This is a genomic window from Nocardiopsis sp. CNT312 (assembly GCF_000515115.1).
GTDB lineage: Bacteria > Actinomycetota > Actinomycetes > Streptosporangiales > Streptosporangiaceae > Nocardiopsis.
Genome location: NZ_AZXF01000016.1, coordinates 1 through 24,370 on the forward strand (window position 1 = coordinate 1; position 24,370 = coordinate 24,370).

The window sequence follows — 24,370 nt, forward strand, 5'->3', positions numbered from 1 at the left end:
CGGGGAGTTGGAAGATTTAAATGTTAGATGCTATCTGATTTCACCAATCCGGTCTGGGTGGGAATGTGTATTGGCGGATATTCCCATAGGAAGATATCTCGAATTTCGAAGGGCTGGGGAGAAAGAATTAGAGCGACTGGTCTCCTTTCTTGTTTGCGAAATTCCCTTGGGTGGCCATTGAGAAAACCTCAGTGGGAGCATTGGTCGATGGCGTGACACGGCGCGTCGCGCAGGGGCGCAATGGCGGAGTCATTCTGCCCAGTGGACTCCCCGTGTTTCTCTAACTTCCCGGATGGACAATTCGTACACAGTTTTTAATACAGGGCGTTCTCTATATGGGGAGTTTAATAATTAACGGCATGGGCAATGAAAGGAAAGTTCCTTCAAATGGAGAATGTTCTGTAGTCAGCATTCCTCTGTACCGGCCGATGGAGGTGCTAGTTTCCTTTTCTAGTCCTTCGCTTCGATCCAGTATTCTGCGCTCTTTGTCTGATCTTCGAAAAATGCGAAGGAGAGGAATTGATGCAGAGAGCGCATCGCATCTCCTGATCATGCAGATGTATTCGATGATCGCCAATGGTTCGATATTCACATCGGCTATCGCTTTATTTTCTTTTATTCTTGAATCTGGTGGATATCAGGTTCTGTGGGGTCTTGCGAATCATCTGGTTTTTATTTCGGCAAGTATATTTATCAGCTGCGCATTTATGTATACTTTTGACTATATGCGATCCAAAGCGTCTCTTGTTCGATATTATAAAAATCCAATATTCTGGGGAATCTCTTCCTTTTCGTTTTTGATTTCCTGTGTTTTAATTTCCTTATTTTTATCAATTATTGTTTTCGTGATGTAAATATTCAGGCTGCGCACCGCCTTCGACGGTCAAGCCATGGGCGCTGAGTAGCCGGGAGGGGCTCAGCGTGATCCGCTTGAGCGCGCGCCAGCGTTCTTTGAGTTCGGCGGCGGTGCGCTCCCTCAGAGCGCGTACTCCCCGCAGTAGGGCGTTGTAGGTCTGTGTGTCGGCATGAAGGTGCAGGTGGGAGCTGCCCTGTGGTTTCTTGTGCGGGTGGTGGACACCGATCCCCGCCCCCCTGGTATCCGGAGTCGGCCAGGGTGTGCAGGCCGTCCGTAGCGGCCTTGTAGAGTGCTGTCCGGCAGTGAGGAGATCGTCTCCGACGTGGTCTACTCCAAGGTCGGCGACCTGATGCAGCGCGAGTTCTACCGCGGCATCCTGGGCTCGGAGCGCACCTGGCAGACCTTCGACTACGAGGAGGCCACCCGCCGCCTGTCCCTGGCCAGCGTCGTCCACCAACTCGGCGACGGGTCGCTGTCGACCAAGACCTACGACTACGACGACGTGGGCAACCTGCTGCGCATCAGCGACGAGCCCACCAGCACCCAGGCACCCGACGACGTGCAGTGCTTCGACTACGACCACCTGCGCCGCCTCACCCAGGCGTGGACCCCCGACGCGGTCGGTGAGACGGCCTGCGACACCGAGCCCGAAGGGCAGCAGATCGGCGGAGCCGACCCCTACTGGCACTCCTACACCTACGACGAGACCGGCAATCGGGTCGAGGAGATCCAGTACGCCGTGATCGGCGGCGGCCAGACGGTGCGTTCCTACGCCGGTCCGCAGGAGGGCCAGGGGCCGGCGCACGGGGTCGCCTCGGTGACCGAGGACGGGGCCGGGGGCACCACCGAGCACACCTACGACTACGACGCCGCGGGCAACATGGTCTCCCGTACCACGGGAGAGCGCGACCAGGTGTTGGAGTGGGGGCCTGAGGGCGAGCTGGTCTCGGTCACCGACGGGTTGGAGGTCACCGAGTACGTCTATGACGCCGACGGTGAGCGTCTGCTGCGGCGGGCCAACGGTGCGACCACGCTCTACCTTCCCGGTGCGGAGCTGACGTGGGATCCGCCCGCGGGGACGTTGGAGGCCACCCGTTACTACACCCATGCCGAAGAGACGGTGGCGGTGCGTGAGGACGGCGGTGACCTGCACTGGGTGTTCTCCGACCACCACGGCACCGGGCAGATCGCCGTGGATGCCGAGTGGGGTGATGTGGCCCAGCGCCGGACGACGGCCTTTGGCCAGGCTAGGTCGGCTTCGGGTGTGTGGCCGGGGGAGCGCGGGTTCGTGGACGGCACGATCGATGCCTCCACGGGGCTGACGCAGTTGGGGGCGCGGGCCTACGACGCGGACCTGGGCCGGTTCGTCTCGGTGGACCCGGTGATGGACCTGACCGATGACCAGCAGATGCACGGGTACGCGTACGCGAACAACAACCCGGTGAGCTTCTCAGACCCGACCGGATTGCAGTACGTCGACCCGTGGTCGATTTATATGAAGGACGAATCGGATCAGAGTAGCTCCGTCGACGGATGGCAGGTCGCTTACTATATGCAGGGATTGATTCCCAGCTACCATGGCCAATCCGCTGCGAGCAAGCAATCATCCGGATCATTCAGTGGTGGTACCATTGCTGGAGCCTCTGCCTCTGCCTCTGTCAGTTCCCCGAGCCCTTACTCCGAGCCGGTCAGTGCCACTGTGGACCCCCATACCCAAGCCAACAACGAAGCCAGATGGTGGGATGAAGCATGGGATTCAGCTGCCGGCTGGGGTGGCAGTGCTATGGATTGGGTCAGTGAGAATTGGGACGGAATCTATAACTGGCTTACTGTTGCTAGTCTTTTGGTGTGTATCGCTGCAACAGCAGGGGCATGTGTCGTAGCTGGTGGTGCGCTTCTGGCTGCCAATATAGCAGTGGATGCTTATGATAATAGAAATGATTTGAGTCAAATGGATGTCACGGGTCATGTGACTGATGCCGCTATGCTTGCTGCAGGTGGTGTAGTTGCGAGGACTGTGGCTGGTACGGGATCTCGGTTCTGGAGGGATCACGGATTTTCGCGCCTGGGGCGTTATCAAAGGATCCCTGAAGGTCGAAAACCTAAAAGCATCGACATAGGTAGTACTGCTTTTATTTATGGCGTCAATGCGGCGCAGTGGGTCGTTCCCCAAGGCGTAGGGTCTGCGACAAAATGGATGTTTGGGGACATGGGGGCGCGAGAGAATGCTTGAATTTTATAGAAAATTCCAAGACAAAGGTAAGGTTCTGAGAAATCGATGGACAGCTTCCTTTGGGGTTTTCTGCGCCAGCCTTGCTTTTATTTTCTGGCTAGGCTGGGTTCTGGGAGACGGGCCGTCGAATGGGGAGGTGGTGTGGTTTGTTTCTATTTTCTTCCCGCTGGCGTGGTGGTTTCTACTAAAGGCATCATTCTTTACTCATATAAGACTGTCTGGTCAGCATATCGTAGTAAAGAACTTCTTTAGTTATATCAAGATACCTGTTTGTGAAGTTTCGAGGGTTGAGTGGAGGGGGGGAATTGAGATCGTGACCTCTGACTTTCGGAGATTTCATTGCTTCAACTTGGGGGGTTCTCTGATTGGAGAAATTGCAGGGTATCCCACAAATCGTCGATGCGCTAGGGAGATTGAGGAATTCGTGAACAAAGAGTGTAGTTCTGAAATTTCCAATTCGAATAGTAAAATTTCTTTTGGTGGTCATTTTAATATCCTGTTTCTACTTTCTTCCGTCCTCGCTTCTCGTTTTTTTATATTTTTGCTTCAATTTTCTTGAAGTTGATTTTTATCGTTTGATTGTTTGTGTACTTCTAATATTTATAAGCGGCAGTCAAAGCGGTGCAGTGCTCCGCGCGGAATTCTTTCTTATGGTGGGCTAATTGCGTGCTTAAATGAGACTGATATCGACCTGGTGGTCAAGGATGATATTGTCCAGGCAAAGACCCAGAAGATTACTCGGGAGTTGTTTCGACTCGAAATGCCAAAGGGGCGGTAGCGGCCGCCCGGGGCACCAAGCACACCCCCGAAACCACCCACATCTTCCTCAGCCGGTCATGTCCAATCCGGCGATGACCTTGGTAGGGCGGATGCGCACCACCAGCTCACCGGGAACGCCGTTGCGCCGCCCGAACTCCTCGGCCCGCTCCGCGCCCATGTACCGGGCGGCGATCGCCGTGGCGGTCTGGCGCAGCTCGCCGATGTCCTCCGACACCTCGGCCTCGCCCTGCACCTGCACGAACCCGTACGGCGGCTCCTCCAGGTCCACGCACAAAGCCACCCGCGGGTCCCTCCGGATCGCCCGGCCCTTGGCCGAGTCCCTCCTGGTGTTGAGGACGATCTCCCCGCCCTCGACGGTGAACCACACCGGCGCGACCAGCGGACGCCCGTCGGCGGCGGTGTAGGCGAGTTTGCCGGTGCGGGTGCCCTCCAGCAGGAAGGCGCGGACCTCGGGATCGGTGATGGCAGCCCCCGGTCACGCTAACCCCGAACCCGGCGCTCCTCCCGCAGGACACGGTGCCGGGTGTGCCCGAGTGCCGACGAAGACCCCCGCGTCAGCACGATCCCTGGGGTGAAGATGTCCACAGTGGACATCTCAGACACCGGAAAGAGGCGTCATGGGTGAGGTCGTGCCGGACGACGGCGCGTGGCGGATCAGCTCCCGGAAGGGCACCGAACTCGCGGGCCGCTGGTGGCGGTGGGTGTGGTCGGCACCCAAGGGGAGCGACCCGGTTCAGGACACCACCGGTCGGCACGCGTCCCACAACCAGCCCGACGACCTGTGGTTCCTCGCCGGTACCTACGGGGGCACGGTCGTGCGCCGGTGCGAGGTGCCCGCCGGCCGTCCCCTGTTCTTCCCGGTGCTCAACTGCGTGGTCAAGGCCAAACACACCAAGGAGCCGGTGCGCATGCCGGTCATCCACGCCGAAGCGTACCTCAACGGCGTCCCCTGCCCCTGGAGGAGTTCTACGGCACGTTCCGCGGCTCGCTGTGGGCTTGCTGGTACACCTGGGGCGCGTGGGGCGCGATCGCCCCGCTGACCCCCGGCGGGTACGTCCTGGAGATCAAGGCCGACACCGGTCAGGGCTTCTGGGTGGACACCACCTACCACCTGACCGTGGTCTGAGCCCGACGGCACCTTCCGGCCGCGACCGCCCCGGGCCGCCACAGAGAACGGTCAGACCAGGGACGGCACGTGCGCGTCCTCTCGCGTGGGCCCGGAGAACACCGCCTCCACCGGCACGCCCAGCGCCTCGCCGATCGCCGCCACCGGGTCCTCCGGCATCGCCTCCAGCACCGGCCGGGCCTTCATGAGCGCGGCGGTCACCCGCTCCTGGCGGGCCAGGTCGGGCACCTCCGATGGAGCGATCTCCAGCGGCGTGCCACACTGATCCGTATAACCCGTGCACCAGCGCGGCCCTGCACTCGTGGCCGCGCGGATCCGGTCCGGGGCGTCGGCGTGCGTCACCACCAGCGTGTCCGCGCCCCCCGTGGCGGCCAGCGCGTACCGGTGCGCCACCAGGTCGAAGGGGCCCACCCGGAACGCCCCCTGCCAGGGGTGGGTGCCGTTGTGCCGTTCGGCGAGCACCGCGCCCAGTGCGGGCTCCTCGGCCACCAGCGGCCCCGCGCCGTGCCGGGTGGTGTAGGTGCGCACCACCCCGATCCGCCGAGCCGCGCCCGCTCGGCCCGCCTCCGCCAGCAGCGTGAGCGGGTTGGCGCTGGTGGTGGTCGACCAGGTGGTGTGCGGGTGAAACCCGTGCCACTCGTCCAACAGCACCCCCTGCGCCCCCTCGAACACCACGGGGGACGCGGCCAGCAGCGTGGGCAGGTACCGCTCGTCCACCAGGCGCACCGCCGAGGCGAACGCCCGGTAGGCGGCCACGCACTCCTCCGGGTCGGGGGAGGGCTCGGCCGGGTCCGGGCCGGCCGCCTCCGCCAGGTACTCGGCCAGCAGCGCCAGCTTGCGGCGCAGCCGGGCCGGTTCGGCGCAGTCGCCCACCGTGGGCGCGTCCTCCGGACGGGCCAGCGCGTAGGCCATCGTCTCGCCCACCCCCATCCCGCACGAACCGTGCCGGCCGGCGCCGCGCGCCCGCTCCCGGGCCCGGCCCCGGGCCTGGTGCCACGGGGTGCTGACCAGCGCCCGCCGGTCCACCGTCACCAGGGACAGCGGGTCGGCCACGCCGAGCGCGGCCAGGTGCGCGGCCTCGGCCGCCAGCGCGAACGGGTCCACCACCGCCAGCCGGGACAGGTGCGTGGGCACCGGCCCGTCCGGGGCGAGCGTGCCCGCCCCGAACTGGGAGAACGTGTGGTGGCGGCCGTCGGGGGCGACCACGTTGTGCGCGGCCTGGGCGCCCCCGTTGGCGCGCACGACGGCGCCGAAGCGCCGCCGCGAGCACAGGAGGTCGACGGTCACGCCCTTGCCCGCGTCGCCGAACCCCAGGTCGGTGACGATCGCGTGCCCGTCGGCCCACGGTGTCCCGGTCACAGCCGGTCCACCCCGCCGGTGGCCGTGCCGCCCAGGCCCTCGGGCGACTCCGAGACCACGATCGAACCGCGCGCCCCGGTCAGCGGGCGCAGCGCCTTGCCGACCACGTCTGAGGCCCCCGAGCCGGCCTCGGCGATGTCGTCCAGGCCCTGTTCGAGGTCGATGGCCTCCTCGCCCATCCCGATCGTGACCGCGATCGTCTCCGACACCGCTTCCAGGTCGTCCAGGTAGATGACGTTCTGCCCCAGGTGGGTGTCCCAGAAGCCGCGCACGTCGTCGTTGCGGAAGTGGGCGCTGCCGGTGGGCATGATGAAGAAGACCTCGAACCTGCGCCGGAGTTCGGCGAGGACGGCCGGGAACGCGATGTTCTCGCCGATGTCGTCGCCGATGACCTCGCGCACCTCCCGTGCCTTGACCGCGCCGTAGGCCTTCTCGTCGCCGATGACGAACAGGTAGCCCTTGCGTCCGCGCTTGTCCAGGCAGTCCATGGCGGTGTGCCGGGCCATGAAGTACATGGCCAGCTCGTAGGACTCGGTGACCTGGCCGCCACCGCCGCCCTCCAGCAGGATGTTGCCCAGGTCGTCCTCCAGCTCGTTGCCGGACTCGAACTGCCCGACCTGGAGCGGGGCGCGGTCGCAGGTGGCGTCGCCGATCCCGCCGAACAGGATCTGCGGGTGCTCCACGTAGCCCTTGCGCAGCAGCAGGCCGAACAGGTCCGGCAGCTTCTTCTGGAGGATGCGGGGCACGCGCCCCATGGAGCCGGTGACGTCGAAGAGCACCGAGACGGCCAGCGACTCGGGGTGGGCGTCGGAGTCGCGGCTCTCGCGGACGGTCACGCCCTTGGGGTCGAGGGTCTCGTGCGTCTTCCACTTGCTGCGCGGCATGGTCGAGGCCACGTCGTCGGTGTAGCCGAAACTGCTGGCTCCGGCAGCGGCGTTGTAGGCGGCGCGGGCGTGGTAGGCGTCGGTGGACCAGCTGCTGCTTCCCATGGGAAGCCTCCTTCGTCGCGTGGGGGTCGTTCCCGGCCGCGGTGCGGCCGGGGGAGGTCGGTGCCCGGTCAGGTGGCGGCGGGCATGTGGAAGGGGCGGAACCGGCGCGGGCCCAGCACCCGCTCCAGCGCCTCGTCCAGTTCGGCCAGGAGTCGGATGCCGTCGGAGGGCCTGCGCTGGGGCAGGGGCAGGGTGCAGCCGCGGGCGAACGCCTTCAGTGGTCGGGGCAGGCGCCCCGCGCTCACGTGTTCGATGCACCGGGTCGCCATGTGGATGTCGGTGGCGGGCACGGCGGGCGCGCGGTCCAGCACCTCTCGGGGGTACAGGTCCTTGCGGTGGGTCACCATCGCCGGGATGTGCGGCGCGGTGTGCTCGGCGGCGAAGGTCACCGAGTAGCACCAGTCCACGAGCACCAGGCCGTGCTGTTCGGGGTGGATGAGCACGTGCTCGGGCACCACGGCGCCGTGCACCGCCCCGGCCCGGGACGCGCCGCCGACGGCCACCAGCAGGCGGCGCCACATCCACGCCGCGTCGCGCGGGTCGACACCGTCGGGGTAGGCGCGGCGCACGTCGGCCAGGCTGTGGAACCCGCGCAGCCGGGTGAGCACGTTGCCGCGCCGCTCCACGCCGCTGGCGGCGTCGCGGTGGCGGATCTGCTCGACCAGCTCGGGGTAGAACGCGCGGGACGCCTCGGGGACCCGCTTGCGCAGGCGGCGCAGGGCGCTCGCCTCGGCGTTCATGAGGTCGTTGTCGTGGTGTGAGCGCGGCAGTTTGAGCACTGCCTCCCGCCAGGCGGAGCCGTCCCGGTAGCGGGCGCCGTGCAGGTCGGCGATGTCGCCCGAGGCCAGCGGGTCGGCGCCGCGCCGCAGGTGGTAGGTGTGCCTCTTCGCGGCGAGGGTGAGGTCGTCCAGGCCCAGGCCGCCCTCGGCGGCGTCGCGGTAGGCGGACCAGAATTCGGTCAGCTTGGCGAAGGCGCGGGTGGCCTCCGCCGTGCGGCCCTCGGGGGCGTGGTCGGGGTGGAGCAGGCGGGCCAGGCGGCGGTAGGCGGCGGTGGCGGCCCGGGGCAGGGGCGAGCCGTCGCGCGGCAGGGGGCCGAACAGGGCCGCGGGGTAGTCGGACAGGTCCAGCTCTCGCAGGGCGGCGTCGAAGCCGTCGGTGCTCATGTCGCTGCCTCCGTGGGCGAGGGGGTTCATGGGGTGCTCCGCAGCAGCGGCGGGTGGAGCAGGGCCGCGCCTCCGGCCCGGTAGAGGCGGGGGCGGCGTCCGCCGCCGGCACCGCCGCGCTCGGCCAGGTCGCCGGTGTCCTCGACGAACCCGGGGGCGGTGAGGATCTTGCGGTGGAAGTTGGCGCTGTGCAGGCGCACGCCCCACACCGCCTCGTAGACCTCGCGCAGTTCGGTGATGGTGAAGGCGGGCGGCAGGAAGGCCGTGGCCAGCGGGGTGTACTCCAGCTTGGAGCGGGCGCGTTCGACGGCGTCGGCGATGATCCGCCCGTGGTCGAAGGCCAGGTCGTGGCCGTCGCGGGCGCCGTCGCCGTGGCCGAGTTCGCTCCAGGGCACCCACGCCGCCTCGTCGGTGCCGCGTCCGGCGTGGGGGTCGGGCAGGTCGGGGGCGAGCAGCATGTAGCCGACCGAGACGATCCGCATGCGCGGGTCGCGGCCGAGGGCGCCGTAGGTGCGCAGTTGCTCCAGGTGGGGTTCGGCGGGCAGCGAGGTCTTCTCCGACAGCACGCGCAGGGCGGCGTCGGGCAGGTCGGGGTCGGCGGGGCCGCCGGGGCCGTCCTCGGCGCGGACGAACCCGCCGGGCAGGGCCCACCAGCCCTGCTGGGGCGGGGCGGACCTGCGGGTGAGCAGGACCAGGGGGGTGCCCCGGCGGATGGTGAGGGCGACGACGTCCACGGTGACGGCGGTGGGCGCGTAGGCGCGCGGGTCGTAGCCGGAGAGGAAGTCGTCCTCGCCCGTGCCGCGCTCCGGTGTGCCGCCGGTCTCCATGCGTCCCCCTGGTTGTTCTCAGAGTGAGTTTCTCTCAACTAGAGAAGAACTTAGCACGCGGGTGACTCGCCGTCCACACCTTTTCCTGGCCTATGTCGGAGATGCGAAGAATCTACGATGTACAAGCACGGATCGGATGCGCGCCATCACTCGTTGACCGAGTCCTCTCCGCTAACACGGTCCGTACCACCGAAGAACGCATCCGCCTCGGCCCTCATCTCGGGGTGGTCGACCCTCGGTAGTCGACGGTGGCGCTCGATGAGTTCCCGTGTACCGCGCCTGCGGGGGATCGGCCGCACCTCGGCGATCGCCACGCCGCCGCGCGTCACGTGGAAGGTCTCTCCGGCCGCCACGGCGTCCAGGGCGGAGGCGGCCCGATCCGCCAGTTCCCGCTCGGTGATCGTCCTCATGGGCCGAACCTAGCTCGGCTCGAAGTGTCCGGGGCGCGTTCCGGAAGGTCTGCGATGATGGGCGGCGCGGCCCGACACGCCCGTCCGCGTGCGTGCGGGGTGTCGTCGGGCGCCGCTAGCATGGATGCGAACTGGCGTTCGAGAGTGAGAAGGCGGGGCGGGAGCGCGTGCGCGTGGTGGGGATCGACCCGGGGCTGACCCGCTGCGGCGTCGGCGCCGTCCAGGGCTCAGTCGGCCGCCCGCTCACCCTCCTGGGGGCCGGCGTGGTCCGCACCGGCCCCGACACCGACCTGCCCCAGCGCCTGGTGGCCATCGAGCGCGGCATCGAGGAGTGGATCGACGAGCACCGGCCCGACGCCGTGGCCGTCGAGCGCGTCTTCGCCCAGCACAACCTCAGCACCGTCATGGGCACCGCCCAGGCCAGCGGCATCGCCCTGCTGTGCGCCGCCCGCCGCGGCCTGCCCGTGGCCCTGCACACGCCCAGCGAGGCCAAGGCCGCCATCACCGGCAGCGGACGCGCCGACAAGGCCCAGGTCGGCACCATGGTGGCGCGTATCCTCGGACTCGACGGCCCCCCCAGGCCCGCCGACGCGGCCGACGCCGTCGCCCTGGCCATCTGCCACATCTGGCGGGGCGGAGCCGACGCCCGCGTCGCCCAGGCCAAGCAGGACTTCGCCCGCAAGGTCGAACTCGCGCGCCGCAGCCGCGCGCGCTGACCCGCCCCCAGGAAGGAGGAGGACACCGCCCCGCCGGTGTCCGCCCCAGATGATCGCGTTCCTCACCGGCCGGGTGGCCGCACGCGGCGCCGACACCGCAGTGATCGACCTCGGCGGGGTCGGCATGACCGTGCGGTGCACCCCCGCGGCCCTGTCCGGCCTCCACACGGGCGAGACCGGCACGGTCGCCACCAGCCTGATCGTCCGCGAGGACTCGCTCACGCTGTTCGGGTTCGCCGACGCCGACGAACGCGACCTGTTCGAGCAGCTCCAGACCGCCTCCGGCGTCGGGCCGCGCCTGGCCCTGGCCATGCTCTCCATCCACAGCCCCTCCAGTCTGCGCCACGCGGTGGCCACCGAGGACACCGCCGCCCTGACCCGGGTGCCGGGCATCGGCAAGAAGGGCGCCCAGCGCATCGTCCTCGAACTACGCGGCAGGCTCGACGCCCCCGTCGCCGACGACGGCCCCCTGCCCGGGATGGCCGCCGCCCAGCCCGACGGCGCGTGGAAGGGCCAGGTGGTCTCCGGCCTGGTCAACCTCGGCTGGTCGGCCAAGGACGCCGAGGCCGCCGCCGCGGCCGTCGCCGCCGAGGCCGAGGACACCGCCGACGTCTCCGTCCTGCTGCGCAGCGCCCTGCGCAAGCTCAGCCGCGCCTAGGAGCCCTCCATGCACGAACGCGACGCCGTCTCACCCGAGGCCGAGGGCGACGAACGCCGGATCGAGGGTGCGCTGCGCCCGCGCGGGCTCGACGAGTTCGTCGGCCAGGAGCGGGTGCGCGAACAGCTCTCCCTCGTCCTGCACAGCGCCCAGCGGCGCGGCCGGGCCCCCGACCACATCCTCATGTCCGGCGGCCCCGGGCTGGGCAAGACCACCCTGGCCATGATCATCGCCGGCGAACTCGGGGCCCCGCTGCGCATCACCTCCGGCCCGGCCATCGAGCGCTCCGGCGACCTGGCGGCCGTGCTCTCCACCCTCCAGGAGGGCGAGGTGCTCTTCCTGGACGAGATCCACCGCATGGCCCGCCCCGCCGAGGAGATGCTCTACGTCGCCATGGAGGACTTCCGCGTGGACGTCGTGGTGGGCAAGGGCCCCGGCGCCACCGCCATCCCCCTCGACATCGCGCCGTTCACCCTGGTCGGGGCCACCACCCGGGCCGGGATGCTGCCCGCACCGCTGCGCGACCGCTTCGGGTTCACCGCGCACATGGACTTCTACACCCCCGAGGAGCTGGAGCTCATCCTCCACCGCTCGGCGGGCCTGCTCGGGGCGCCCCTGGACGAGGACGCCGCCAGGGAGATCGCGGGGCGCTCGCGCGGCACCCCCCGGATCGCCAACCGCCTGCTGCGCCGGGTGCGCGACTACGCCGAGGTGCGCGGGGACGGCACCCTGTCCCTGGACACGGCCATGGCCGCCCTGGAGCTGTACGAGGTGGACGCCCTGGGGATGGACCGGCTGGACCGCGCCATCCTCGACGTGCTGCTGCGCCGGTTCCGCGGCGGCCCGGTGGGGCTGTCCACCCTGGCGGTGTCGGTGGGGGAGGAGGCCGAGACCGTGGAGGTGGTCGCCGAACCCTTCCTCGTCCGGTCCGGCTTCCTGGCCCGCACCCCGCGGGGGCGGGTGGCCACCCCGCAGGCCTGGACGCACATGGGGATGACGCCCCCGCCCGACGCCGCCTTCGGCGCCGCGATCCCCTCCCAGCCCTGAGCGGGCCGGGCTCCGTTGCCCGACCGATCCCGGGCCGTCGACCGGCGGTGACCGTCGCCACGTAAGCTGGAGGGGTACGGCCGTTCGGGGCCGAGACCGGCGCCAGCGGGGGTGTTCTTTCCCTTGGGTGGAACGCATCGGTCTCCGTCGGCGTTGTCCCCAGCGGGTGCGGTCCGCGGTGTGAAGGCCCGGGCCGGCACGGACCAGGTGGTCGTCGCGGTCGTGAGCCGACAGCCGTCGGCCACACGACGAAACGTCAGGAAGGACGCCCCAGTGCAGGGCATGTACACTCTCGCCGCCGAAGGAGAGCCCACGGGCGGTCTCCTGGGCATGCTGTTCCCGTTCGTGCTGATCCTTCTGGTGTTCTGGCTGCTGTTCTGGCGGCCGAACCAGAAGCGCCGCCAGCAGGAGCAGAAGATGGTCAACGCCCTGGTCCCCGGGGTCGAGGTCATGACCAAGGCGGGCATCTACGCCACGGTCGTCGAGATCCACGAACAGGACGTGGTCCTGGAGATCTCCCCGGGCACCCGCATCCGCATGCTCAAGGCCGGCGTGGGCGAGGTCATCACCCCCGCCGAGGACGACACCCCGGTGGAGGACCGTCCCGACTTCGGCGACGACGACAAGCCGGGAAGCTGACCGGCCCCGGCAGGACGCTTCGGTACCGGCCCCGCGCAGGGGCCGGTACCGAAGCGCGCGGGCACCGCGCCCGCGCACGCGAGCACGTGGAAGAGAGCCCGACCCCGCATGCCCCATGATTCGACGATCCCCGTGTCCGACCTGATCCGGTCGCGCGTGCGCGACGTGCCCGACTTCCCCAAGCCCGGCATCGTGTTCAAGGACATCACCCCGCTGCTCGGTGACCGCGAGGCCTTCGGGGTCGCCGTGCGCGAGCTCACGGAGCCCTTCCGTGACGCCGGCGTGGACCGCGTGCTCGGTCTGGAGGCGCGGGGGTTCATCTTCGGCGCGCCGGTGGCGCTCGGCCTGGGCGCCGGGTTCGTTCCCGCGCGCAAACCCGGGAAACTGCCCTCGGACACCCTCGGCCAGGCCTATGATCTGGAGTACGGCACCGCGACCGTCGAGATCCACTCCGACGCGATTCCCCGGGGCGGCCGTGTGCTCGTCGTCGACGACGTCCTCGCCACGGGCGGCACCGGCAGGGCCGCGGTGGACCTCGTCCGCCGGGCGGGTGGTACGGTCGTGGGATTCTCGGTCCTGATGGAGCTTTCGGCCCTCGCCGGACGCGAGAAGCTGTCGGACGTGGAGCTGCACACCCTCCTGTCGGTCTGAACGGGCCCCGCGCCCGCGTGAGCGCACCCGCGCTCCGCGCGCGATGAGCCCCGGCCGCGGGAGCACTCCTCACCAGCACGGATTCCGCACACCGGGCGCGGCGCGTCCGGCGGGCCCCGTCATACCCGTACCCGCGGGCGGTCCGGCCCACCTGGGCCGACGCCACCCGCGTCGGCCCGTGTAGGCTGGATGGCTACCCCTAAACTGGGGTGAAGAGGTACCGCGGCGGCCACGTTCCGGGACTGGCCCTGACAACACGCACGTGCACCGGCCGGGCGTCGACGACGACACCCGAGCGGCCGGGTGGATCCGCGGGAGGTAGGCATGCCGAGCGAAGTGGTCTCGACCGGGGCGGTAACGGCCCGCGACGAGCGCCCGAACGCCTCTGTCAAGGGTGGGGGCGGTATGCCGCGAGGACACGCGGACGGCAGCGGTGCGTCTGCCGCGCACAGACCAGGAGGGGACCGCCGGGAGGGCGTCGCGAAGGAAGCGGCGCCCTCCGGCGTCTCCCCCGACCCGGAGGACGGCGGCGCGCCTCCCCGAACGCCGCCCGCCTCCACCACGCCCTCCACAGTGCGAGTCCGCAGGAGGCTCGCCCGACTCGGCGCCCAACGGGGAGTGACGATGAACCCGGTGCTCGAACCGCTGATCAAGACCGTGCGGGCCACCCATCCCAAGGTGGACGTCCGGCTGATCGAGCGCGCCTACGAGGTGGCGGCGCACCATCACCGCGACCAGAAGCGCAAGAGCGGCGACCCCTACATCACCCACCCGCTCGCCGTGGCCACGATCCTCGCCGAACTGGGGATGCAGGAGGCCACGCTGGCCGCAGCGCTGCTGCACGACACGGTCGAGGACACCGAGTACTCCCTGGAGGAGCTGCGCGCCGACTTCGGCGACGAGATCACCGAGCTGGTCGACGGCGTCACCAAGCTGGACAAGGTCAAGTACGGCGAGGCCACCCAGGCCGAGACGGTGCGCAAGATGGTCGTGGCCATGGCCCGCGACATCCGCGTACTGGTCATCAAGCTGTGCGACCGGCTGCACAACATGCGCACGCTGCGCTACCTGCCCTCCAAGGCCAAACGGGAGAAGAAGGCCCGCGAGACCCTGGAGATCTTCGCTCCGCTCGCCCACCGATTGGGTATGAACACCATCAAGTGGGAACTGGAGGACCTGGCCTTCGCCACCCTCTACCCCAAGCGCTTCGACGAGATCGCCCGCCTGGTGTCCGAGCGCGCGCCCCGGCGCGACGTCTACCTCCAGGAGGTCATCGAGGCGGTCTCGGGGGACCTGCGCGAGGCCAAGCTGAAGGCGACCGTGCGCGGGCGGCCCAAGCACTACTACTCGATCTACCAGAAGATGATCGCCCGCAACTGCGGCTTCGACGAGATCTACGACCTCATCGCCGTGCGGGTCCTGGTGGACAGCGTCCGAGACTGCTACGCGGCACTGGGGACCATCCACGCGCGGTGGAACCCGGTGCCGGGTCGGTTCAAGGACTACATCGCGATGCCCAAGTTCAACATGTACCAGTCGCTGCACACGACGGTCATCGGCCCCTCGGGCAACCCGGTCGAGCTCCAGATCCGCACCCGCGCGATGCACCGGCGCGCCGAGTACGGCATCGCCGCGCACTGGAAGTACAAGGAGGACCGCTCCGCCGGGGGCGAGGGCAAGGCCAGGGGCACCTCCGACATGCAGTGGCTGCGCCAGCTCATCGACTGGCAGCAGGAGACCAAGGACCCCGGCGAGTTCCTGGAGTCGCTGCGTTTCGACCTGTCGGTGCAGGAGGTGTTCGTCTTCACCCCGCAGGGCGACGTGATCGCCCTGCCCCAGGGCGCCACCGCGGTCGACTTCTCCTACGCCGTGCACACCGAGGTCGGCCACCGCACGGTCGGCGCGCGCGTCAACGGCCGCCTGGTGCCGCTGGAGAGCGAGCTGCACAACGGCGAGACCGTGGAGATCCTCACCTCCAAGGACCCCAACGCCGGGCCCAGTCGGGACTGGCTCGACTTCGTCAGGAGTGCTCGCGCCCGCAACAAGATCCGGCACTGGTTCACCAAGGAGCGCCGCGAGGCCGCGATCGAGCAGGGCAAGGACGAGATCGCCAAGGTGATGCGCAAACAGGAGCTGCCCGTCAAGCGCCTGTTCAGCGGTGAGACGATCATCGCCCTGGCCCGGGACATGCGCTATCCGGACGTGGACTCGCTGTACGCGGCCGTGGGGGAGCGCCAGGTCAGCGCGCAGAGCGTGGTCGGCAAGCTCGTCGACTCCCTGGGCGGGCTGGAGAGCCACACCGAGGACATCGCCGAGTCGTCGCTGCCCACGAAGGCCGCCACGCGCCGCGCCCAGGCCGGGAACCCGGGCGTGGTGGTGGAGGGCGACGCCGACGTGTGGGCCCGGCTGTCCAGGTGCTGTACGCCGGTGCCCGGCGACGAGATCGTCGGGTTCGTGACGCGCGGCAACGGGGTGTCGGTGCACCGCGCGACGTGTGTGAACGCCGAGACCCTGGACACCGAGCGCATGGTCCAGGTGGAGTGGTCGATCACCGACGACTCCATGTTCCTGGTGGCGCTGCACGTGGAGGCCCTGGACCGGTCCAGGCTGCTCTCGGACATCACACGGGTGCTCTCCGACCAGCACGTGAACATCCTGTCGGCCACCGTGCAGACCAGTCGGGACCGGGTGGCCCAGAGCCGGTTCACCTTCGAGATGGCCGACCCCGCCCACCTGGGGAGCGTCCTGAGGTCGGTCCGCAAGGTGGACGGGGTCTACGACGTGTACCGGGTGAGGAACTAGGCTGTGTTTTTTTGAACCTCCGCTCCGCTTCGGTTCGTGCTCGGGTGCCCGGAGAACGGGAACCTTCGGCGCCTACGGCGTGTTCACTCGTTCCTCGCGAACCCGCCTCCGGCACCTCCAGAACCCCGTGGGCGTCCTCGCAACCCCCCCTGCGGTGCGGCACCGCGTTCAAAAACAGCTCCTAACCGTGCCTGCCCCGGTCCGCCTTCGCGGTCGAGGTTCTCCCCAGGGTGAAGACCGGCGTCGTTCTTCGCCGTGGGGCGAACCTCGGCGCTCGATCTCGCAGGCGCGCCCCGACCCCCGCCCGTCCTAGATGCGCACGGTGGTGGACCGCACGATCTCGAACACCGGGTGCAGGTCGGCCTCCGCCTCGAAGGATTCCTCGGGGGCCTCCGGAGGGGACGCGAAGTAGGGGGCCACCACCAGCGCCCGCGGGTGGTTCACGTACTCGCGGAGCACGGGGGCGGCGTCGGCGGCCCCCAGTTCACGCACGCTGACCAGCTCGATCCAGCCGCCCCGGCGCAGCGTGGCGAAGCCGTCCTTGCGGAGGTTGCGCACCCAGTCGACCACCCCGTAGGGGGCGACCAGGAACCGTCCCCGATCACTGTCCAGGACACTGACCGGGGTGGTCCGCAGGAAACCGGACGTGCGGCCGCGCGTCGTCAGCAGGTGCACCTCCGTCGGGCACGCCCCGTACTTGACGAAGCCGCTGACGAAGGCGTTGGCGGTCCGCCGCACCCGCGTCATCTCGAACCGCTTGGTCGGTTCGTTCACCATGATCGGCAACTCCCTCGATCGGATGCCCCCATTCTGTCGGTCCCCCCGGACCGACGGCCACCCCGGCGGGGCCGTGCTTCACCGGAACGCGGAGAGGCCCGTCACGGACTGGCCGAGGCTCAGCGCGTGGATCTCCTCGGTTCCCTCGTAGGTGGCGACCGTCTCCAGGTTCACCATGTGCCGCATCACCGGGTACTCCAGGGTGATGCCGTTGGCTCCGTGGATCGAGCGGGCGGTGCGCGCCACCCGCTGGGCGGCGGCCACACACGCGAACTTGCCGAAGCTGACGTGGTTGTGGTGGCAGTTCCCCCCGTCCTTGAGCCGGCCGATGCGCAGCGCCGTCATGCTGGCCTGGTTGACGTCCACGACCATGTCGGCGAGCTTGCGCTGGGTGAGCTGGAAACCGCCGATGGGGCGGCCGAACTGCTCGCGGGTCACGGCGTAGTCCAGGGCGGCCTCGTAGCAGGCGCGGGCGGCCCCCGCCACGCCCCACACGATGCCGTAGCGGGCCTCGTTGAGGCACGACAGCGGCGAGCCCAGCCCCCGGGACCGGGGCAGGAGCGCATCGGCGGGCAGGCGCACGTCCTCCAGCACCAGTTCGGAGGTGATGGAGGCGCGCAGCGACAGCTTCCTGTGGATGGTGTGGGCGGTGAAGCCCGGGGTGGAGGCGGGCACCACGAACCCGCGGACGCCGTCGTCGGTGGCGGCCCACACCACGGCCACGTCGGCGACGGAGCCGTTGGTGATCCACGTCTTCGTGCCGTTGAGCACCCAGTCGGAGCCGTCCCTGCGGGCGCGGGTGCGCATGGAGCCGGGGTCGGAGCCGGAGTCGGGCTCGGTCAGGCCGAAGCAGCCGAGGGCCTCGCCCGCCGCCATGCGGGGCAGCCACTCCTCCTTGTGCTCCTCGGAGCCGAACTGGTGGATCGCCGCCATGGCCAGGGAGCCCTGTACGGACACGAAGCTGCGCAGCCCCGAGTCGACGGCCTCCAGTTCGCGGCAGGCCAAGCCGTAGGCGACGGCGCTGGAGCCCCCGCAGCCGTACCCCTCCAGGTGCATGCCCAGCACGCCGAGGTCTCCGAAGGCCTTGGCCAGGCCGCGGGGGTCGGGCAGGGTGCCGGCCTCGAACCAGTCGGCGACGCCGGGCAGCAGTTCGCGGCGCGCGAAGGCGCGGACGGCGTCGCGCACGTCGCGTTCGGTGTCGGTCAGGTCGGCGTCCACCGCGAGGAAGTCGCGGGGGTCCGGGGCGGCGGGCCGGTGCTCTGTGTCGCTCATCGGGGTGCCTTCCGTGGTGCGTGTAGTGCGGTCAAGGACGGGTCGGGCTGTTGGACCGCGCCGCGTTCGACCATCGCGTCGATGGCGTCCTCGTCCAGGTCGAGTTCGGTGAGCAGGGCCCGGGAGTGCTGGCCCAGCAGCGGCGGGGCGGTCAGCGCGACGGGTGTGCCGTCCATACGGAAGCCCGCGCGCACCTGTTCCAGGGGGCCCAGGGAGGGGTGGTCCACGGTGCGCAGGACGTCGTCCCCCGCGGCCTCGGCGGTGCGCAGTGCGTCCAGGACGCCGCGGACGCGGCCGACGGGGACCCCGGCCCCGGTGAGCACCTCCATCCAGTGGTCGGCGGAGCGGGTGCGCAGCACGTCGGAGATCTGCCCGACCAGCTCCTCGCGGTGGGCGACGCGGTCGGGGTTGGTGGCGTACCGGGGGTCCTCGGCCAGGTCGGGGCGGTCCATGGCGGTGCACAGGCGCTGGTAGAGGGAGTCGTTGCCCACGGCGAGGACCAGTTCGGCGTCGGCGGTGGGGAAGGCCTGGTAGGGCACGATCGTGGTGTGGGCGTTGCCCATGCGCGGCGGTTCGGTGCCGCTGGTCAGGGCCTGCTGGGTGAGGTTGACCAGGCCGGACAGGGTCGAGTTGATGAGGGAGGCGCTCACGTGCTCGCCCCGGCCGGTGGCGCGGGCGCGCATCAGCGCCCCGAGGATCCCGACGGCGGCGTTGAGGCCGGTGAGTACGTCGGTGATGGCCACGCCCGCCTTGCTGGGCGGGCCCTCCGCCGGGCCGGTGGTGGCCATGAGGCCGCTCTCGGCCTGGACGATGAGGTCGAACCCGGGGCGGGTACCGGGCGTGTGCTCGGGGCCGAAGCCGCTCACCGAGCAGTAGACGACGGCGGGGTTGCGGGCGCTCACGTCGGCGTGGCCCAGGCCGAGGCGGTCGGCGACGCCGGGGCGGAAGTTCTGGACGACCACGTCGGAGGAGGCGCACAGGTCCTGGACGGCGGCCAGCCCTTCGGGGTCCTTCAGGTCCACGGCCAGGCTGCGCTTGTTGCGGTTCACCGACAGGAAGTAGGCGGACTCGCCCCGCGCGTCGGCGCCGCCGTCGGCGGGGGCCGCCCAGGGGGGTCCCCAGGAGCGGGTGTCGTCGCCGCGTCCGGGCTGCTCGACCTTGACCACCTCGGCGCCCATGTCGGCGAGCAGCATGGTGGCGTAGGGGCCAGCCAGGACGCGGGACAGGTCGGCGACGCGCACCCCGGCCAGCGGCAGGGGGGCGTCGTGTTCGGTGTCGGTCACGTCGGGCACACCTCATCGGCTCGCGGTCGCTCGTGCTGACATCCGATCATGGACGGAGCCCCGCGCGGGTGTGCGACCGGGGCCGGGCGTAGCCGTGTGGCCCGCCGTCGGCCCCCGCCCGTCGGCCGGATGACCTGACCAGGGGAGATCTGCGTTACCAGGGGGTGTGTCGGGAATCACCCCGCAGGCGATACCATCGGAGGTCCAACACGGCAGGGCGTGAGCAGGCGGACCCGACCGGTGCGTTCCCGAGCGCCGTGCCTCCCATGAGCGAACCGGCTGGGGGAGCGTGACCGTGACGGAAGTCCGACGACCCGAGGAGAGCACGTTCCCACGCGCCCCCTGGAGGCGCGGGTCCGCGTGGCCCTTCCGGCGTCGCCGGGACGTCCTCCCCCTGGCCAGGCAGGCCCCGCCCGGGGCCGACGAGGACGTCCGCCTGCACCGGCGCTTCCTGGACAGGGTGATCGACTACCTGGCCGTCGACGCCGGGGTGCGCCAGTTCGTCGACTGGGGGTGCCCGGCCCCCGGGACCGCGGCCCGGGTCCGCCAGCGCGATCCGGAGGCGGCCGTCGTGCGTGTCGTGCCCGCCGGAGTGGCGGGGGTGGTCGCCGAGCCGGGTGTGCCAGCCCTCTCCCGCGCGGACGCCGCTCCGACCGCTCTCCTGGACCGCATGTCCGCCTCCGGGCTCGTCGACTTCAGCGAGCCCCTCGCCGTTCTCATGACCCGCCCCTTCGCCGCGCAGGAGCCCCCCGCGTGGATCGGCGACCTGCACACCCGGATGTCCGGCGGCGGCTACCTCGCCCTGGCCGGGGCCTCGTCCCACGCGGTGGTGGAGGCCGCCTTCTCCCCCTTTGTGCCACTGGAGCCGGGTGTCGCCGACATCGGCTGGTGGCCCTACCCGGACGAGGACGTGCCGCTGCCCGGAACCGGGACCCTGGGCGGACTGGCCCGTGCGCCGGGCACGGTGAACACGAGACGGGGGAGGCCGCGCCGATGGCAGTGAACTGGACCGGGGAGATCCTGGCGCAGTCGCAGTTCCACTGGGACTACTCCCTCTGGCCGCGGCTGGAGGGGCTCACCGACGACGAGTTCTTCTGGGAGCCGGTGCCGGGGGCGTGGACCGTCCGTGAGAGGTCTGACGGCAGGCACGCCCCCGACTACGCCGTCCCCGAACCGGACCCGCCGCCGGTGACGACGATCGCCTGGCGGCTCGGCCACATCATCGTGGAGGTTCTGGAACTGCGGGACGACTGGCACTTCGGGGACCGCACCGCCACGCGCGCGAACGCCGACTGGCCCTCCGGCGCCGACGAGGCCCGTGAGCGGCTGCGCCGGGCCTACCGGTCCTGGATCGGCCACCTCGCCGCCCTGGACGACGAGGCGATGGCCGCCCCGGTGGGTGCCGCGGAGGCCTCCCAATGGTCCAGCTTCCCGATGGTGGCGCTGGTGCTGCACCTCAACCGGGAGATCATCCACCACGGTGCGGAGGTCGCCCTGCTGCGCGACCTGTACCGGGCCCGGAACTGACCCGTCATCCGGCCCCCGCTGTCAGACCACGTGCACCGGGTCGACGCGGACCTGGGCCAGGTGTTCGTCCCGGTGCGCGCTGCGGTTGGCCGCCGCGGCCTTGAGCGCCTGTGACAGCGCCCCCACACCGCCGCGGGGCACCCGCAGCAGGGCGCGTTCGACGGGTTCGGCCTCCGCCGGTCCCGGTCCCGAGGACGCCACCGGGACCGGCCCCAGCAGGTCGGTGCGCTCCGGAAGTTCCAGCTGGTCGACCAGTTCCCGCACGTGCTCGGGGGCCCCGGTGACGGAGGCCATCGCCACCGCCGGGGGGAAGCCCAGTTCGCGGCGCTCGGCCAGTTCGCGCGCGGCGAACCCGCCCGGGTCCCACCGCACCAGGGACTGGACCACCGGAAGCGAGGCCTCGGCGCAGACCACCACCGTCGCGCCGGGGCGGACCAGCGCGGCGGCGTTGAGCCACCGGCGCAGCGCCTCCTCCGACGCCCGCAGGTCCATCCGGTTGAGCAGTGCCCAGCCGTCCAGCAGCACGGCGGCCGCGTACCCCTTCTCGGCCACGGGCTCGGCGCCCGGGGTGGCCACCACGATCGACGGCTCGTCGGCCACCGAGGCGAGCACCTCGCCCCGGCCGGAGGTGCGCACCGTCAGGTACGGGAAGGCGCGTCCCAGCTCCTCGGCGGTGCGCCGGGCCCCCACCACCACCGCGCGCATCCGCGAGACCCCGCACTCCGGGCACGCCCACTGCCCCGCCAGCCGCCCGCACCAGCCGCAGGAGGGCACCGCGTGCGAGCCGCGCACCGCCAGCGGTCCCCGGCAGGCGTCGCACCGTGCGGGCTCGCGGCAGCCGGCGCACGCCAGCGTGTTGAGGTAGCCGCGCCGGGGCACCTGGAAGAGCACCGGGCCGCTGCGGGAGGCCTCCCGGGCCGCGCGCAGCGCCAGGCTCGGCATCCGCGCCGACCGCGCCGCGCCGTCGCGGGCCAGTTCGCGGTCGTCCCCGGCGGCCCGCACCAGGGGCGCCCTCCGGCGCAGAGTGGTCCGGTCGGCCGCCAGGGGGTGCGCCCACCCCGATTCGAGGAGGAGCTGGGCGTCGGTGGTGCGGGTGTGGCCGCCGATCAGCGCGGCGGCGTCGGCGCGGTGCGCGCGCATCGACAGGACGGTGCGCGCGTGCGGGTAGGGGGCGTGCGGTTCGGCGTGCACGTCGTCTCCGTCGTCCCACAGAACCACGAGCCCCAGGTCGCGGACCGGGGCGAACACCGCGGCGCGCGTGCCCACGACGATCCGGGCGCCGCCGCGCAGCACGGCGAGCCAGCGGCGGTAGCGCTCGGCGGGACCGAGATCGGCGGTCAGGGCCAGGTGGTGCCCCTCGCCCAGAAGGCGGTGCAGCGCACGGTCCACGGCGGCGACGTCGCGGCCGTCGGGCACCACGATCACCGTGCCGAGCCCGCCGGCCAGGGCCGCCCCCGCGGCGGCGGCCACGGCCTCGGGCCACTCCGGTCCGGGCAGGGCGTTCCACACGGCCCGTGCGGGCCGGCCCTTGCGCAGGGCCCGCAGGTAGGAGGGGCCTTCGGGGTAGTCCGCCCACGGGCCGTCGACGGGTTCGGGCACGGGCTCGGGGGGTGCCTCGGGCCGCTCCTCCTTCTCCACGCGGGCGTGGCGCGGTGGGACGGCCAGGCGCAGGACGTCGCTCAGCGTGCCCGCGTAGCGGTCGGCGACGGCGCGTGCCAGACCCAGGACCTCCGGGGTCAGCACGGGTTCGGGGGAGACCACCGAGTCCAGGTAGGCCAGGCGGCCTGGGAAGTCGGAGGTCTCCGTGCGCTCGACGAGGAAGCCGCTCAGCTTGCGGTTGTTGAAGCGCACCTTGACCCGGCAGCCGGGGACGGCCGACTCGTCCATGTCGGCGGGCACACGGTAGTCGAAGCAGCGGTCCAGGTGGGGCAGGGGGGTGTCCACCGCCACGCGGGCGACGGGCAGCCGCTCGGCCGGGCTGCGCGGTTTCGGCCGGGGCGCCCGGGCCGCTGCCGACCGGGGGGTCTCCCCGGCCGGAAGGTCGAAGAGGACCCCTTCGGGTCCGTCGGGCTGCTCGGTCATCATCCCCTGGTCTACCAGAACGCTCCGACACCGGCCGGGGCCGTCCGCAGAGCCCGGCCGCCTGCGGCCCGGGCGGCTGGTAGAACTGTGACCCGGGCGCACCGCGGAGATCGCGGGTTCCCGTTCTCCGTGGGCCCGCGGGGGACGCGACCGCGCCGAAGGCGTCCGCCGAGTGCGGCGGGGGTGCGGCCGGGGCACGGAGAGACGTACCTAGGGGAGGGGACACCGTTGAAGCTCGTCTTTGCCGGAACACCGGAGGCGGCGGTGCCGTCGCTGCGCGCGCTGATCGACTCCGGCCACGAGGTCGCCGCGGTGGTCACCCGGCCCGACGCCCGCTCCGGCCGGGGCCGCCGCATGTCCGCCAGCCCCGTGGCCGAGCTCGCCGCCGCCGAGGGGATCGAGGTCCTCAAACCGGAGAGGGCCGGGGCCCCCGAGTTCCTCGAACGGCTCGCCGAGATCGCCCCGGACTGCTGCCCCGTCGTCGCCTACGGCGCCCTGCTGCCCCAGCGCACCCTGGACGTGCCCGAGCACGGATGGGTGAACCTGCACTTCTCGCTGCTGCCCGCCTGGCGCGGCGCGGCGCCGGTGCAGCACGCCCTGATGCACGGCGACGACGTCACGGGGGCCACGACGTTCCGGATCGTCAAGGAGCTCGACGCCGGGCCGGTGTACGGCACCCTCACCGAGGCCGTGCGGCCCACCGACACCAGCGGTGAGCTGCTCGACCGCCTGGCCGTGGCCGGGGCGGAGCTGCTGCTGCGCACCGTCGACGGCATCGCCCGCGGAGACCTGCACCCGGTTCCTCAGGAGGCCTCGGGGACCACCTACGCGTCCAAGCTCACCACGCTCGACGCCGAACTGGACTTCACCGCGCCCGCCCTGCGGGTGGACCGCCTCGCCCGCGCCTGCACACCCGACCCCGGCGCGTGGACCACGTTCCGCGGCACCCGGCTCAAGGTGGGCCCGGTCCGGCCGGTGACCGACGCCGACACCCCCATGCTCGACCCCGGGCGGCTGCACGTCGGCAAGAGGCGCGTCCTGGCCGGGACCAGCACCAACCCGGTCGTGCTGGGCACCGTGCAGCCCCAGGGCAAGCGCGCGATGGCCGCCGTCGACTGGGCGCGCGGGGTGCGCCCCACCGAAGACGACCTTCTGGGGCGCTGAACTGCCGTA

The 24,370-nt window shown here is 70.5% G+C and carries 21 protein-coding genes; 11 read left to right on the forward strand and 10 right to left on the reverse strand.

The genetic code is table 11. From position 1 onward, the window contains the following. The first annotated feature begins 1,178 nt into the window (after positions 1 to 1,178). Positions 1,179 to 3,089 (forward strand): RHS repeat-associated core domain-containing protein, encoded by a 1,911-nt coding sequence (locus B042_RS22235; protein WP_231493862.1) that lies wholly within the window; start codon positions 1,179 to 1,181, stop codon positions 3,087 to 3,089. An 826-nt stretch (positions 3,090 to 3,915) separates the two neighbouring features. Here the strand turns inward: B042_RS22235 and B042_RS0107110 are convergent. Further along, the gene (locus tag B042_RS0107110) at positions 3,916 to 4,332 is read right to left on the reverse strand and encodes a PPOX class F420-dependent oxidoreductase (RefSeq protein WP_028647702.1); all 417 of its coding nucleotides are present in this window, start codon (positions 4,330 to 4,332) and stop codon (positions 3,916 to 3,918) included. A gap of 154 nt (positions 4,333 to 4,486) precedes the next feature. On the opposite strand from B042_RS0107110, the gene B042_RS22240 reads away from it, so the two are divergent. Beyond that, positions 4,487 to 4,909 (forward strand): hypothetical protein, encoded by a 423-nt coding sequence (locus tag B042_RS22240; protein ID WP_231493863.1) that lies wholly within the window; start codon positions 4,487 to 4,489, stop codon positions 4,907 to 4,909. A gap of 137 nt (positions 4,910 to 5,046) precedes the next feature. Here B042_RS22240 and B042_RS0107120 read toward each other — a convergent pair whose 3' ends face one another. The 5 genes from B042_RS0107120 to B042_RS0107140 form a co-directional block, all read right to left on the reverse strand. Then, positions 5,047 to 6,354: an adenylosuccinate synthetase gene (locus B042_RS0107120; protein ID WP_028647703.1), complete on the reverse strand. Its 1,308-nt coding sequence runs from the start codon at positions 6,352 to 6,354 to the stop codon at positions 5,047 to 5,049. Beyond that, positions 6,351 to 7,343 carry a hypothetical protein gene (locus B042_RS0107125; protein ID WP_028647704.1) on the reverse strand — a complete coding sequence of 331 codons (993 nt, stop codon included), beginning with the start codon at positions 7,341 to 7,343 and terminating at the stop codon, positions 6,351 to 6,353. The genes B042_RS0107120 and B042_RS0107125 overlap by 4 nt, the downstream gene beginning before the upstream one ends. 68 nt (positions 7,344 to 7,411) lie before the next feature. Beyond that, complete coding sequence (locus tag B042_RS0107130; RefSeq protein WP_369797682.1) at positions 7,412 to 8,536, reverse strand: molecular chaperone DnaJ; 1,125 nt, start codon at positions 8,534 to 8,536, stop codon at positions 7,412 to 7,414. Beyond that, the gene (locus tag B042_RS0107135) at positions 8,533 to 9,333 is read right to left on the reverse strand and encodes an NUDIX domain-containing protein (RefSeq protein WP_028647706.1); all 801 of its coding nucleotides are present in this window, start codon (positions 9,331 to 9,333) and stop codon (positions 8,533 to 8,535) included. Before B042_RS0107135 ends, B042_RS0107130 begins: the two co-directional genes overlap by 4 nt. A 146-nt stretch (positions 9,334 to 9,479) precedes the next feature. Next, entirely contained in the window at positions 9,480 to 9,743 is a 264-nt protein-coding gene (locus tag B042_RS0107140; RefSeq protein ID WP_028647707.1) for a hypothetical protein, read from the reverse strand. Between the two features lie 167 nt (positions 9,744 to 9,910). Here B042_RS0107140 and ruvC point away from each other — a divergent pair, with 167 nt between their 5' ends. The 6 genes from ruvC (at position 9,911) to B042_RS0107170 (ending at position 16,256) form a co-directional block, all read left to right on the forward strand. Further along, on the forward strand, positions 9,911 to 10,459 hold the full coding sequence (gene ruvC, locus B042_RS0107145) for a crossover junction endodeoxyribonuclease RuvC (protein ID WP_028647708.1): 549 nt from the start codon (positions 9,911 to 9,913) through the stop codon (positions 10,457 to 10,459). A 49-nt stretch (positions 10,460 to 10,508) separates the two neighbouring features. After that, the gene (gene ruvA / locus B042_RS0107150; protein WP_028647709.1) at positions 10,509 to 11,117 is read left to right on the forward strand and encodes a Holliday junction branch migration protein RuvA; all 609 of its coding nucleotides are present in this window, start codon (positions 10,509 to 10,511) and stop codon (positions 11,115 to 11,117) included. Positions 11,118 to 11,126: 9 nt separating this feature from the next. Then, positions 11,127 to 12,164, forward strand: coding sequence for a Holliday junction branch migration DNA helicase RuvB (ruvB, locus tag B042_RS0107155; RefSeq protein ID WP_028647710.1), 1,038 nt, complete (start codon positions 11,127 to 11,129; stop codon positions 12,162 to 12,164). A gap of 273 nt (positions 12,165 to 12,437) precedes the next feature. Further along, positions 12,438 to 12,803: a preprotein translocase subunit YajC gene (gene yajC / locus B042_RS0107160; RefSeq protein ID WP_028647711.1), complete on the forward strand. Its 366-nt coding sequence runs from the start codon at positions 12,438 to 12,440 to the stop codon at positions 12,801 to 12,803. A gap of 108 nt (positions 12,804 to 12,911) precedes the next feature. After that, positions 12,912 to 13,454: an adenine phosphoribosyltransferase gene (locus tag B042_RS0107165; protein WP_028647712.1), complete on the forward strand. Its 543-nt coding sequence runs from the start codon at positions 12,912 to 12,914 to the stop codon at positions 13,452 to 13,454. Positions 13,455 to 14,078: 624 nt separating this feature from the next. Then, the gene (locus B042_RS0107170) at positions 14,079 to 16,256 is read left to right on the forward strand and encodes a bifunctional (p)ppGpp synthetase/guanosine-3',5'-bis(diphosphate) 3'-pyrophosphohydrolase (protein ID WP_028647713.1); all 2,178 of its coding nucleotides are present in this window, start codon (positions 14,079 to 14,081) and stop codon (positions 16,254 to 16,256) included. Between the two features lie 309 nt (positions 16,257 to 16,565). Here B042_RS0107170 and B042_RS0107175 read toward each other — a convergent pair whose 3' ends face one another. From B042_RS0107175 to B042_RS0107185, 3 genes are all read right to left on the reverse strand, one after another. After that, positions 16,566 to 17,033, reverse strand: a complete 468-nt coding sequence (locus B042_RS0107175; protein ID WP_028647714.1) for a nitroreductase/quinone reductase family protein — start codon at positions 17,031 to 17,033, stop codon at positions 16,566 to 16,568. A gap of 78 nt (positions 17,034 to 17,111) precedes the next feature. Next, on the reverse strand, positions 17,112 to 18,305 hold the full coding sequence (locus B042_RS0107180; protein WP_028647715.1) for an acyl-CoA dehydrogenase family protein: 1,194 nt from the start codon (positions 18,303 to 18,305) through the stop codon (positions 17,112 to 17,114). After that, complete coding sequence (locus B042_RS0107185) at positions 18,302 to 19,588, reverse strand: CaiB/BaiF CoA-transferase family protein (RefSeq protein ID WP_231493864.1); 1,287 nt, start codon at positions 19,586 to 19,588, stop codon at positions 18,302 to 18,304. Before B042_RS0107185 ends, B042_RS0107180 begins: the two co-directional genes overlap by 4 nt. A gap of 295 nt (positions 19,589 to 19,883) precedes the next feature. Here B042_RS0107185 and B042_RS0107190 point away from each other — a divergent pair, with 295 nt between their 5' ends. After that, on the forward strand, positions 19,884 to 20,591 hold the full coding sequence (locus B042_RS0107190; protein ID WP_028647717.1) for an SAM-dependent methyltransferase: 708 nt from the start codon (positions 19,884 to 19,886) through the stop codon (positions 20,589 to 20,591). Next, complete coding sequence (locus B042_RS0107195) at positions 20,582 to 21,115, forward strand: DinB family protein (protein ID WP_028647718.1); 534 nt, start codon at positions 20,582 to 20,584, stop codon at positions 21,113 to 21,115. Before B042_RS0107190 ends, B042_RS0107195 begins: the two co-directional genes overlap by 10 nt. Positions 21,116 to 21,136: 21 nt before the next feature. Here the strand turns inward: B042_RS0107195 and B042_RS0107200 are convergent, their stop codons facing one another. Continuing rightward, positions 21,137 to 23,197, reverse strand: coding sequence for a primosomal protein N' (locus tag B042_RS0107200; protein ID WP_028647719.1), 2,061 nt, complete (start codon positions 23,195 to 23,197; stop codon positions 21,137 to 21,139). Between the two features lie 228 nt (positions 23,198 to 23,425). Between B042_RS0107200 and fmt the strand changes: the two genes are divergently transcribed. Further along, positions 23,426 to 24,361 carry a methionyl-tRNA formyltransferase gene (fmt, locus tag B042_RS0107205; RefSeq protein WP_028647720.1) on the forward strand — a complete coding sequence of 312 codons (936 nt, stop codon included), beginning with the start codon at positions 23,426 to 23,428 and terminating at the stop codon, positions 24,359 to 24,361. Positions 24,362 to 24,370 lie beyond the last annotated feature (9 nt).

Excerpts from the sequence above, each read along its gene's own strand:
- B042_RS0107130 (WP_369797682.1), bottom strand. The coding sequence starts at position 8,536 with ATGAACCCCCTCGCCCACGGAGGCAGCGACATGAGCACCGACGGCTTC.
- B042_RS0107175 (WP_028647714.1), bottom strand. The coding sequence starts at position 17,033 with ATGGTGAACGAACCGACCAAGCGGTTCGAGATGACGCGGGTGCGGCGG.
- B042_RS22240 (WP_231493863.1), top strand. The coding sequence starts at position 4,487 with ATGGGTGAGGTCGTGCCGGACGACGGCGCGTGGCGGATCAGCTCCCGG.
- B042_RS0107200 (WP_028647719.1), bottom strand. The coding sequence starts at position 23,197 with ATGACCGAGCAGCCCGACGGACCCGAAGGGGTCCTCTTCGACCTTCCG.
- B042_RS0107180 (WP_028647715.1), bottom strand. The coding sequence starts at position 18,305 with ATGAGCGACACAGAGCACCGGCCCGCCGCCCCGGACCCCCGCGACTTC.
- B042_RS0107195 (WP_028647718.1), top strand. The coding sequence starts at position 20,582 with ATGGCAGTGAACTGGACCGGGGAGATCCTGGCGCAGTCGCAGTTCCAC.
- B042_RS0107140 (WP_028647707.1), bottom strand. The coding sequence starts at position 9,743 with ATGAGGACGATCACCGAGCGGGAACTGGCGGATCGGGCCGCCTCCGCC.
- B042_RS0107170 (WP_028647713.1), top strand. The coding sequence starts at position 14,079 with ATGAACCCGGTGCTCGAACCGCTGATCAAGACCGTGCGGGCCACCCAT.
- ruvA (WP_028647709.1), top strand. The coding sequence starts at position 10,509 with ATGATCGCGTTCCTCACCGGCCGGGTGGCCGCACGCGGCGCCGACACC.
- B042_RS0107135 (WP_028647706.1), bottom strand. The coding sequence starts at position 9,333 with ATGGAGACCGGCGGCACACCGGAGCGCGGCACGGGCGAGGACGACTTC.
- B042_RS0107125 (WP_028647704.1), bottom strand. The coding sequence starts at position 7,343 with ATGGGAAGCAGCAGCTGGTCCACCGACGCCTACCACGCCCGCGCCGCC.
- ruvB (WP_028647710.1), top strand. The coding sequence starts at position 11,127 with ATGCACGAACGCGACGCCGTCTCACCCGAGGCCGAGGGCGACGAACGC.
- B042_RS0107165 (WP_028647712.1), top strand. The coding sequence starts at position 12,912 with ATGCCCCATGATTCGACGATCCCCGTGTCCGACCTGATCCGGTCGCGC.